This window comes from Ornithinibacillus proteolyticus (assembly GCF_039581225.1).
In the GTDB taxonomy this organism is placed as follows: domain Bacteria; phylum Bacillota; class Bacilli; order Bacillales; family Amphibacillaceae; genus Ornithinibacillus; species Ornithinibacillus massiliensis.
Genome location: NZ_JBCPXV010000069.1, coordinates 1 through 11,385, shown reverse-complemented (window position 1 = coordinate 11,385; position 11,385 = coordinate 1). Strand labels below are relative to the sequence as shown.

At 35.0% G+C, this 11,385-nt stretch carries 14 protein-coding genes; 11 read left to right on the top strand and 3 right to left on the bottom strand.

Annotated features, from left to right (window positions below):
• The 11 genes from AAIB49_RS18515 to AAIB49_RS18465 form a co-directional block, all read left to right on the top strand.
• Positions 1-228: phage distal tail protein (locus AAIB49_RS18515; protein ID WP_481857895.1), on the top strand; the 228-nt coding region annotated here is incomplete at its 5' end.
• A 13-nt stretch (positions 229-241) separates the two neighbouring features.
• The gene (locus AAIB49_RS18510; RefSeq protein ID WP_343458913.1) at positions 242-457 is read left to right on the top strand and encodes a hypothetical protein; all 216 of its coding nucleotides are present in this window, start codon (positions 242-244) and stop codon (positions 455-457) included.
• Between the two features lie 84 nt (positions 458-541).
• On the top strand, positions 542-1,342 hold the full coding sequence (locus AAIB49_RS18505) for a toll/interleukin-1 receptor domain-containing protein (protein ID WP_343458912.1): 801 nt from the start codon (positions 542-544) through the stop codon (positions 1,340-1,342).
• Between the two features lie 60 nt (positions 1,343-1,402).
• Positions 1,403-5,917, top strand: coding sequence for a phage tail spike protein (locus tag AAIB49_RS18500; protein WP_343458911.1), 4,515 nt, complete (start codon positions 1,403-1,405; stop codon positions 5,915-5,917).
• On the top strand, positions 5,914-6,351 hold the full coding sequence (locus AAIB49_RS18495) for a hypothetical protein (protein ID WP_343458910.1): 438 nt from the start codon (positions 5,914-5,916) through the stop codon (positions 6,349-6,351). Before AAIB49_RS18500 ends, AAIB49_RS18495 begins: the two co-directional genes overlap by 4 nt.
• Positions 6,348-6,608 carry a hypothetical protein gene (locus AAIB49_RS18490; protein WP_343458909.1) on the top strand — a complete coding sequence of 87 codons (261 nt, stop codon included), beginning with the start codon at positions 6,348-6,350 and terminating at the stop codon, positions 6,606-6,608. Before AAIB49_RS18495 ends, AAIB49_RS18490 begins: the two co-directional genes overlap by 4 nt.
• 37 nt (positions 6,609-6,645) lie before the next feature.
• Positions 6,646-7,038: a phage holin family protein gene (locus AAIB49_RS18485; RefSeq protein WP_343458908.1), complete on the top strand. Its 393-nt coding sequence runs from the start codon at positions 6,646-6,648 to the stop codon at positions 7,036-7,038.
• A 2-nt stretch (positions 7,039-7,040) separates the two neighbouring features.
• Positions 7,041-7,964, top strand: coding sequence for an N-acetylmuramoyl-L-alanine amidase family protein (locus tag AAIB49_RS18480; RefSeq protein ID WP_343458907.1), 924 nt, complete (start codon positions 7,041-7,043; stop codon positions 7,962-7,964).
• 185 nt (positions 7,965-8,149) lie between these two features.
• Positions 8,150-8,680 (top strand): hypothetical protein, encoded by a 531-nt coding sequence (locus AAIB49_RS18475; protein WP_343458906.1) that lies wholly within the window; start codon positions 8,150-8,152, stop codon positions 8,678-8,680.
• The gene (locus tag AAIB49_RS18470; RefSeq protein ID WP_343458905.1) at positions 8,677-9,384 is read left to right on the top strand and encodes a hypothetical protein; all 708 of its coding nucleotides are present in this window, start codon (positions 8,677-8,679) and stop codon (positions 9,382-9,384) included. Before AAIB49_RS18475 ends, AAIB49_RS18470 begins: the two co-directional genes overlap by 4 nt.
• A gap of 2 nt (positions 9,385-9,386) precedes the next feature.
• Positions 9,387-10,430 (top strand): hypothetical protein, encoded by a 1,044-nt coding sequence (locus tag AAIB49_RS18465; RefSeq protein ID WP_343458904.1) that lies wholly within the window; start codon positions 9,387-9,389, stop codon positions 10,428-10,430.
• A 119-nt stretch (positions 10,431-10,549) separates the two neighbouring features.
• Here the strand turns inward: AAIB49_RS18465 and AAIB49_RS18460 are convergent, their stop codons facing one another.
• The 3 genes from AAIB49_RS18460 to AAIB49_RS18450 all read right to left on the bottom strand — a co-directional run bounded on the left by AAIB49_RS18460 (position 10,550) and on the right by AAIB49_RS18450 (position 11,251).
• Complete coding sequence (locus AAIB49_RS18460; RefSeq protein WP_343458903.1) at positions 10,550-10,723, bottom strand: hypothetical protein; 174 nt, start codon at positions 10,721-10,723, stop codon at positions 10,550-10,552.
• Positions 10,724-10,768: 45 nt separating this feature from the next.
• Positions 10,769-10,954, bottom strand: a complete 186-nt coding sequence (locus tag AAIB49_RS18455) for a helix-turn-helix domain-containing protein (protein WP_343458902.1) — start codon at positions 10,952-10,954, stop codon at positions 10,769-10,771.
• A 159-nt stretch (positions 10,955-11,113) separates the two neighbouring features.
• Positions 11,114-11,251, bottom strand: a complete 138-nt coding sequence (locus AAIB49_RS18450) for a hypothetical protein (RefSeq protein ID WP_343458901.1) — start codon at positions 11,249-11,251, stop codon at positions 11,114-11,116.
• Positions 11,252-11,385 lie beyond the last annotated feature (134 nt).

The window sequence follows — 11,385 nt, the reverse complement described above, 5'->3', positions numbered from 1 at the left end:
AGATTTACACTGGAATCATCAAACGGACTTTATATCCTACTAAACTATAACTTTATTGCTGGTGACATGCTAGAGATTGATTATGTAGGACGTAAAGTATATTTAAATGGGAATGATTTAAGAAGTGCTGTGAGCATGAGTAGTCATTTTGTAGAGTTAGAACCTGGTCAAATGGAGATTGTGGCAAGTCATGTATGCACACTAATTTATGATGAAAGATATTATTAGGAGGGATTATTGAATGGGAGTCCATCAAAATATTTCAGGCAGTAATTACCCGAGACAAGGTGATTTTCTAAACAAAAGAACAAAGGTATGTTTCAATTATGACACGAAAAATTATATTGGAGGTACTGTGATAAGGGATGATCGTGAAGATCCTTTTTTAACTTTAATTAAATTGGATGATGGAAGGTATATTAGCTCAACTGAATGTCAATATTCAATACCAAAGTAAATATTTATTCTCTCCAAATGCCTTGACACTGTTCTATTAAAAGTATTTGATAGAATTATATAATAAGGGATGGGAGAGTAGTAAATGATTTTTATTAGTCATCAACACAAAGATAAAGATTTTGTAGGTGAAATCGCTCGTGCTTTAGAGGAAAATTATGGAGAAGACAAAGTGTTTTATGATGATTGGTCGATAAAACCAGGCGAAAATATTATTAGTAGAATGAGCGAAGGTATCCTAGAATGTGAGTTCTTCTTTTTCATAATTACGGAAAATAGCTTAAAAAGTGAAATGGTTACGATGGAGTGGACTTCGGCATTAAGAGAGAAAAGCAAAAGAGAAATTAAATTTATTCCTGTAAGAGCAGACAATGTTAATCCACCTACTATAATTTCTGCTTTGAATTATTTGGATTTATATAACCAGGGAATGGAAGTTACAATTAAGCAAATTATGGATATAGTCTCTGGGGCAGAAAAAGAAAAAGATTATCCTACATTCAATAATTTGATATCTTATGTTCACGAAGTGAGTTCTTATGAGTTGCATTTTTATATAACTGTAAAAAGATTTTATGAACCAAACGGAAAGTTTATCATATTTACCGATTTAAATGAAAATCAGGCTTCTTTGGAAAAAGATGACGGAACCATGTTTGGAACAAAATTCATTAAAGAAGTAGAGCTGGATAGAAATAGAACTTTAAATGCATTCTCAATCGATACTTTACAAGGTATTAAGAAAGGATTTAAAGTTAAGTTAGTATTTAAAAAGAATGTAAGTGGCAATCACACTGCTATACTGTTTCATCTTAAAAGCGAGACGAAGGGTGTGCCAATTCAAATGAAAGTTGTAAGAGATTTAAAAGAAATACCTGAGCTTTAATAAGTATTAATTGGCATCCTTATTAGGATGCTTTTAATTTTGAAAGAAAGGAGGAAAAACATGGCAGAATTATACATTTTTGACCAGGACGACAATTTACTTACGATAATCTCAGAAGATACAGGGCTTGTTGGTGCACCGGTTCGCGAAGAGTTGAACCAGGTACCTACCGAGCCCTTTTTATTTACTGTAGAAGCAGACTCTGAAAACGCACAATTTGTAAAAGAGGAAAATCAAGTGGTCTTTCGGGATTGCGATGGTGATCTTAGACTTTATGTTATTAAGGAACTAGACGACCTAGACAATAATGATGGTCCACAAACAACTGCAACTTGCATTCCTAATTTTGTAGATGAATTAAGTGACAATGTGATAGAAGATCGTCGTTTTACGGATGTAGAAGCACAAACAGCATTAAATGTAGCTGTACAAGGCACCCGATATATAGGTGAAGTAGAAGTAAGCCTTGGTTTAGCAAGTACTAACTTTTATAGGCTGTACTCTATTGATGCAATATGGAAAATCCGTAATACATGGGGCGGTGATATTAAAGATGTTGTGGAGTTTGATGAAGAAAATAACATTGTCGCTCGTAAGATTAAGCTCGTACAACGTCTAGGTAAGGATCATGGTCAAAGATTCGAGATTGACCATAACATCACGGAGATTCAGCGTACAGTGATTAGCTACCCTAAAACGGCTATGTATGGCTGGGGAGCAAGCCTAGAGACAGATGGAGGCGGTAATACACGCTATATTGATTTTGCTGATGTAGAATGGTCTGTGGCTAAAGGCGATCCTGTTGATAAACCAAAAGGTCAAAAGTGGGTTGGTGATCCAAAAGCATTACAAAAATATGGCCGTTTAAAAGATGGAGAATTAATCCACCGCAAAGGGCAATACAGTAATCATGATATCGAGGAACCCGAAGAATTACTTTGGCATACATGGAATCACCTACAGACTGCACAGGAACCTGAGGTTAATTACCGCCTATCTGTTGATCTTTTTGACGATAAGGTTAGCCTTGGTGATACAGCAATTGCACTAGATAGATATTTTGCAAGACCAATTGAGATACAAACTAGAGTCATCGCAATTGAGTATGACTTATTAGACCCCGACAATACTGCTGTAGTTGAGATGGGTCAGTTTTTAAACTTGGAAGATAATCGCCTCAATGAGCTAGAAAACGAAGTCCAAAGAATTTCTGGTAGACCTGCAAAAGTTTCTGATGACAGCTATCCAAACATTAAACCCTCCACTCCAGTCAATTTGAAAGCAGAGGGTGGTCACCAAGTAATTCAACTGTACTGGGATTATGCAGACGAGATTTACATTAAACACTATGAGGTTTATGGCTCTCCTGTTAAAGATTTTGTACCGGATAGCCAGCACCTGTTATCCAGAGAACAAACAAGCACCTTTTCGCATTTAGTAGGCACAGACCAAGTCTGGTATTACCGAGTAAGAGCAGTCAATTATCAAGGTACACCAAGTGATTGGTCAATACAGGTGAGTGCTACAACACATCGGGTAATATCTGATGAAATTTTATTTAACCCAGACTTAGCAGCTAGGTTGAGAGATTTAAATGACATATCCAAAATTATTGGTGATGGAGGGGTAGATTTCCCCCAAATATCAGATTATGCAAAAGATATGCTAGAGCAACAAGCAAAAGAGTATACAGACCAAGAAATAAAAATAGTGGAAGATAGAATTACAGATGATTTAAACAACCGCATTGGTGATGTAAATACCGAAATTAACAATTTGTTAGAACGCACGCAAGATATAGAAGGCACAGTAACAACAATAGTACGAGATGTTAATGAGATTGATGGTAAATTATCTACTACCATAACAGAATTAGGGAATTTAGATGATACAGTTTATGAACAGTCTTTAGTAATAACAGCACTTGCAGACGGTTTGTCCGCTAAAGCTGAAAGAACTGAGGTTTACACCAAGACAGAGACCAATAGTTTAATTGATCAAGAGATTGATAACATTAACATTGGTGGTAGGAACTATTTTGTAAGGGGAAGAATAAATAATTTAGCCTGGGCAAGCTCAAATGTACTAGTACAAGGTAGCCCATACAGAGGTTTTTCATTTAAGGTTTCTGAGGGTGAAAAATGGGTTTTACAGCGTACTGAATCTACTAATAATAGATGGGGCGTTTATTGGTTTGACGAGGAGCCAACTGTAGGTTCAATACCTGTAAGCCGAGCTTTTAGAGATGACAGCGCATCGAATAAACTCGTTTACCTTACTGTACCTAGTAATGTAACATGGGGCTTTATATATTTATCAAATCAGGCAGATGAGATACCAAATATAATGCTAGAAAAAGGTAATAAACCGTCAGATTACTCCCCTGCTCCAGAGGATAAGGTCGATTTAACAGTCTACAGCAATAAAATGGCACAACTAGACCTAACTATCGATGGTATTTCAACAAGAGTCGGCGATACAGAGGTAACCATAAACAACTTAACAGGCGATATTACCTCAATACGTAGCGATATAACCACATTAGACGTTAAAGCAGATGGCATTATCACTGACGTATCATCTGTTAGGAGTACTGTTACTACACATACTAGAGAGTTAAGTGATTTGAATGCACAATTAGAAATACAAGCAGGACAAATTAGTAGCAAGGTAGATGCTACGTATGTTAGAGGTGCTATTGACGATTTGGAGATTGGTGGCAGGAATTTAATTAGAAACAGTGATTTTTCAAATGGAACGATAGGATACGTACTGTATAGCTCTACATCGTTTGATGGTACAGTATCATTTGAAGATGGGGTTATAAAAATAACAAGCGCAAGCAAGGCATCAGGCGGGTTTTATATTCATCAGAATTATAGACCTCAAACACTAGAAGGACAGGTCTACACTGTCACCATTTGGGCGAAAGGTTTCGGAACGATGCGGATAGGACAAGAGGGAGTAAGTGGCGGATTAACTACTGTAACTATTAATAGTGATGATTATATGCAATACTCCCACACTTTTACGCCAAATATTACATCGACGAATGCATTTAGTTTTTATGTGAACTCTCCTACGGATGGTATTTATGTAGATAGGGTAAAACTCGAAAAAGGCAACAAAGCCACCGACTGGACACCTGCCCCAGAAGATATTGAAAGTCAAATGACAGTCATGTCGTCCGAAATAAGTCAATTAGCAGACAAAATAGAGCTTAAAGTTAATGTTGATGATATTGTAGCAACTATTAACCTATCAAAAGAGGGTGTACGAATACAAGGTAATTTAATACACCTTAGTGGATTGTCCTTAATCGATGAGGGAATCATCAAAACAGCCCACATCGAAAATGCAGCCATAACAAGAGCTAAATTAGGTACAGCGGTAGTTGGGACAGCACAAATAGATGACCTAGCCGTTACAAGTGCAAAAATAGCTAGTGTAAATGCAGATAAAATTAATGCTGCAAGTTTGTCCGCCATTAGTGCTAATTTAGGTACAGTGACAGCAGGAAGGTTATTAAGTAGTAACGATAATATGGACTTAAACCTTAATACTGGTACTTTACGTATGCAAAATGCAGCTATAACAATTGCTAATGGAGCACAGATAAATTTTGAGGATGCAGGGAACACGCTAACTTATCGCAAATATGACAGCACAGATAATTTAACACGCTCAGCAGGTATAGGTGTAGGTGATCGTATTGGTAACAGGTATCCATTTGTATATTTGGGTACTACAGGTGCAAGCAATTTGAACAGTTTATCGCAGTATTTTAGTGGGTTTATAGCTAACTCTACAGCCGCAACAGGTACAGACAATGCTGCTAATAGTGTTAACGGCTTTATTTTCCAAATGAGAAATAGGGCAGTTGGTTGGGATAAGGGCATCACTTATGATTTTAACGGCAATCCAACTATCACGATGATAGGTGGTAATTCGTTCGACTATTCCGTTGGTCCTTTATATCAAATTAAAGGTAAGCAGGCATTTAACATACAAAACTATTATAACAATCGTAGTGGCTGGTTTATTGAGACTAATTATAGTGGTAGTGGGGCTGATATTACCTTTAGGGGTATGTATGGAGAAGATTACAATTATCAAATTGGCGGTAATTCAACAACTAACGCTATACGTAACATTTATTTACGTAACGATCCTGTAAAAGTATCTGATAAAAGGGCAAAAGAGGATATTGCTTCTAATGAATTAGGTTTAGACTTTATCAACTCGCTAACTACGAGAGAGTTTAGGTTAAAGCAGAAACCATCTGAAGAAGAGCAAAACCCTTTACAGTTTGGTTTTATAGCACAAGAGGTAATAAGCTCGTTGCACATGTTTAATGTTGATATTGATGACTACACCATTATAGGTGTTGGGGAAGATGGCTTATTTAACTTAAAAGAGACACAACTTATTGCGCCTACTATTAAAGCGGTGCAAGAATTGGACAAAAAGGTAGATGACGAAATTAATTGGCTAAAAGTTGAAAATCAGTTGCTTCGAAATGAAGTCACTATTTTACAAAACAAAATCAAAAAATTAGAGGAGAGAGTAGCATGATTAAAATACAAAACAAACACTTAGGTGACGTTGCAGATTTTTTATTAAATACAATTACAGCAAAGGGTAAGAAAAATATCCATCGTATGCGAATTGTTAATGCATTAAAAGAACGCAATAAGGGGGTGGGAGAAGAAGAATTAGAATTACTCAAAGAATATGCTAAAAAAGATGAAGATGACAACGTTGTGCAAAACGAGAATGGTAGATTTGTAATGGAAGATGCGAAAGAGTTTAAAAAGCAACAAGATGCGTTATATGAAGAGTATTTTGTAATTGATGATGTTAATTTAAAATCTGCATTAAGAACAGTTGAAAAGCTTGTTAACGACTATGACAAGGAACTTGTCGGGAAAGAAGCAGAAGCGCATTTTATTTTGGTGGAAGCTTTTGAGGAAGTTGAAGTAAGTAAAACAGAGGAGGAGCAAGCATGATGGCAAAATACGAATTTTCGGAGACAAGCTCACGCAATATCACAGAAGATGGTGTACAGGTCAGATTAGTTAACTATCGCGGCAAAGACGATGCCAGCATACCCAACATTGTATTAAATGTTGATGGTAGTTTTACAATGCCAGTAATGGATTATTTTATAGCAGGCGCGGAAAACAGGCTGTCGGATGTGATTAGAGATCATGTACTTGCAAAGATAGCAGGAACTGAATCAGAGGATACAGAAAACGCTGAATAAGCGTTATTTTTTATGCCAAAAAATAGGAGGAAAACAATTGGAAAACTTTATTAAAATCATCGTAGGAGTAGGGGGCGGACTAGCCTCTTTTTTATGGGGAGGATGGTCAGTCTTGATTCAAACACTTGTATTATTTATTGCAATTGATTACATCTTAGCAGTACTTGTAGCTGCAAGCTTTGGGGAATTAAGCAGTAAAAAAGGATTTCGAGGTATTGCTAAAAAGGTAACAATTTTAGTACTAGTAGCAGTAGCACACGCTATAGATTCAATTTTAGGAGATGGCCATCTTATTCGAGATGCGGTCATCTTCTTTTATTTGGCAAATGAATTGTTATCGATTCTTGAGACGGTAGGGCGAACTAACTTGCCAATACCGGCAGTACTCAAAAAGGCTGTAGATACACTAAATAGTAAAGGGGATAAATAATCATGGTTAAAATCGCATTAGACGCAGGACATGGTATGAATACACCGGGGAAAAGAACTCCGGATGGGGAACGTGAGTGGTCATTCAACAGTAAAGTAGTAGCTGCAGCTACCAAATATCTAAACGAGTATGACAATGTAACAGTAATTCGTTTAGATGACCCTACAGGCAAGACAGATGTATCCTTAACAGCAAGAACAAATAAGGCAAACAGTCAGAAGGCAGATATCCTTATTTCTTATCATCACAATGCGAATACAGGTCAATGGGGTAATTGGACTGGAACAGAAACTTATCATTATCCTGGTTCTTCTACAGGTCTTGCTATAGCTAAGAAGATTCATCCAGCAATTGTAAGAGCAATGGGATTACGAGATCGCGGTATTAAATCAGCTAACTTCCATATGCTTCGTGAATCCAACATGCCAGCAATTTTAATTGAAGGTGGATTTATGGATTCTACCATCGATATTAAGAAATTGCGTGATAACAGTGTACTAGACCGTACAGGGAAGGCGCTAGCTGATGCCATTGCTGCTCATTTTGGCTTGAAGAAGAAATCTAAGAGTAAAGTTGAAAGCACAAGTGGTGTACACGTAGTAAAAAAAGGAGACACCCTTTGGGGCATATCTCAAAAATATAATACCACTGTTAACGTTTTAAAGAGTTTAAATAATATAAGTGGCGACTTGATTGTACCTGGTCAAAAGATTAAGCTGCCTAGTAATAGCAAAAAGGCTGCAACTAAGCCATCGTTAAAAGTAAATGGTAAGGTCAAAGTTAAAAAATCTGCCACTAAGTATGCAACAGGTGAGAGTATCCCTAATTGGGTAAAGGGTAAAACATATACGATACAGCAAGTTAAAGCTGATCGTGTACTATTAAAAGAGATTCTGTCTTGGGTATTTATCAAAGACGTGGAGTAAATATATTAAAGCTCTCTTGCGAAACAGGAGGGCTTTTTATACTTTACAGAACAAACGTTCTATATTATTATTATTCAAATACACACAAATTATAATATATTTCTTTTCACAAATATAAACATTTATTATATACTTTATATAGGGGATTTATTGATTAAATTTTCTGAATAAGGGCGGTGGTAGGTTTGGCAAAACAAGTTCTTTTTCTATATAAAACAATTGATGAAAAACTTAAAAGTCTTTTGGAAATTAAAGAACAGGGTATTTATTACCTACCTAATTCAACAGTTATTGCCATTGATACCGACATGTTCCCTATTCAAGCTAGAAAAAATCTAGAAAAAGAGTACTATCTACGAGAATTTGAGGTTGAACAGGAAAAATTTATTAACGTGATTGAGAAGATTCCTCAAATAAAGGCAAGATTATTAAATGTGGAGATTAATAATTCAAAATATGATCCCGAAATGAAGGATCAATTAGATAAAGGTATTTTAGAACAAGATTATACAAAGATAATAGATATCTTAAAATGGTATAAACAGAATGGTAATGATATTAATAGCTTAGAGATATTTTTTGAGAATGGTATCTTTAGAATGACTCGATTAGCTGAATTAGACATTACAAAAGATGAGCAAGAAGTTAACGAAATCTTGGATAATAATTTTATTAAACATTTAGCAGGACTTACTAGAGAGGTGGAACTAAGTTGAAAACACTAGTTCTACCTTTTGCGAATGTATTGTTACAGGCAACTATTTTTTTCGTATTATTTTCAAATCAAAAAGGAAGCACTTATTTTCAAAATAAAATATATGACTTCGTATTTATGGGAGTAATTATATTTGTTTCAGCAATTATTAATTTTATCCCCAAATTTTATAAACGCCCAGTGAAGATGAGTGTTAAACAATACAATAAGGTTACAAGAAAGAATAATTGTGAGTACGTATTAAATGATACAGGCTTAGATAGTCGAACTATTGAACTGTATATGGAAACTACCAGGGGAAGTAGCTGGAATTATCTCCTATATAAGTACTTAAAGAATAAGAATATTAGTATTTTAATTGAAGGTAATCCTAAGGAAATTTATCTGCAAGCAAAAGACGAATCATTAAAAAAAGAAATTGTTCCATTAGTAGATGGTTCAGGTTTTATGATTGATATATCGGATTATTTAAAAGAGATTTCGACTCATTCTAATGATGCAACTCTAGTCAAAAAAATACAATTCTTTATTAAAGACCCGAGAGACGTAAAGGAATTATTCCTTAGTGACGATACGACGGTAATTATTAATCCTATATTGATTTTAAATAGAGATAGAGAAAAGAGAGCAAAATTCTTGGAGTTCCTGATAAACTGGAAACCACAAGATTTCAAAATAGAATTTTACAGAAACAAGGGGGATTAGTTTTGGCTAATGGATTTTTACACACTCAGATATGGGGTTTAGACAATATGATGTCTTTAGAGGATGTCATAGGTTTAATGCATTCTATGGATTATTCTGAAAAAATTCATTATTTAGAGGGAAAGGATGACTTATCTATAAATGATATAAGTCTAAACCATTGCTGGGAAAAACCATCCGAAATAAAGTGCTTTAGTACCGCAAATAAAAAGGAAAATGAAGTTGTTAGGTATTTTAGTAATGTTGGAATCATAGAAGTACCTATTCCTGAAAATGATGCTTATATTGATCCTGAGCGTACTAAGTTACTACCAAGGGATAGGAGAATAAAGGTTCATAAAGTTAATACAATATTCTTCGAATATTTTCAAAAGGTATACGCTATAGTATTTGGAAGTAAGAATGATGTAAAGATTAAATCTGTCTTAATGGGACAAGGTTATAGAGAGCGTAAAAAGAAGGAATGGGGTAAAGTAGAATTTCCTCTTCCGCAATATCAATTATCCAGTGAATTCTTTTATTGGATGTACTATAAATACTTAAAGCAACAAAACCTAACTACGCCTCATGGAGTAATAAAAATAAATGATGTTGAAGGTATAGGAAGATATTCTGATAGAAAACAACATGATACCCGGGGTACGGGTCCAAAGTCAACTAGTGAATTATCTAATATGACCGCTCTGGGAATAAATCAATTAGTATATAAATCTGATTTTAATCTTACATATGAAAATTCTATACGTGTTAATTTCTGCTTAAATACTGATTCTTCTCTAACAATAGATAAAAAAAGAAGTTTAATCACTAAATCAAATGAGGTACCGGAAGGAATATCCGGCAATGAGGAGTTTATATTGTTAAAGTTTTATCTTGATATTTTACCTGGTTTAAGTCGTGCATACTCAATAGATCAAGATAATGGAAGCTGGTCAGAGAGTCACTCGCGAAAAGCTAGGAAGGAGTATGCTCTGGAAGTAATACGTGATTTATGTTCTATCCATAATATAAAGCCAGAGGAAATCAGTGGCCTTCAACCTGTTTAAAATCATCACTATATTGTTATAGACCCATCTTGCATGGGTTAATTTTTTAACGTCACAAGAACATGAGTTCTCCTGACGGTTATGGTCGTTTAAAAAAAGAGCCTCCCAAATAGAGAGACTCAACTCTTTAGTAATTCTTCGCGTTCTCTAATAAGCTGCTTTAATTCCTCTAAATCTTCTAATGTAGCTTGATTACGAATAAAACTGCGTGTACGTGATCTATTACTAAGATATTTTGCATGCTCTTTATTTTTCGCTTGCCAACGCTTATTCGCTTCTGTTTGATTGCTCATTTTGCAGTCGCTCCTAATAACATGAATTTATAAAACGCAAGTGCGCTATATTTCATTTTTGTGCTTTTTATAGAACTCATGTAATTTAATCGCATTGTCTAACGAAATGCTCCCTAATTCAATTTTTCCATTTCTGATTCTTGATATGGTACTTTCAGATATTCCAGTCTCTTTATGAATTTTATAACCAGTAATATGAGAATTAATTAGCCTCCGAATATCTTCCTTCAATCCTTTTCACCTCTTTTTGCTTTAGCAACTTTACTATCCCAATACAGTTTTCTTAGATAAACAGCAATTAACACGACCAATGACACAATGAGTATTGAAATTAAAACTTTCATAATATACATGTGGTATACTATACTTAAGTTGAAGATGAGAGAGGGGTTATGCCCCTCGTCTCTTTCTTCTGTTTTCTAGCCGTATCTTATCAGCTTCCAGTTTCGATTTCGTACCTTCATGCCAGAATTTCCGAATCGTAACCAAGCTAGTAAGTACGGCTATTGTTGTTAGTAAGTATTCCACATGCTTTTCACCTCCTTGTTCTTTGTTAATTATATTATATCACCTTACTTGCGTATATGCAAGTAAATGTATGAAGTTTTTTAGTTTTTTTAATAAAAAATAAGCCCGAAGAATACTTATTCATCAGGCTTCCA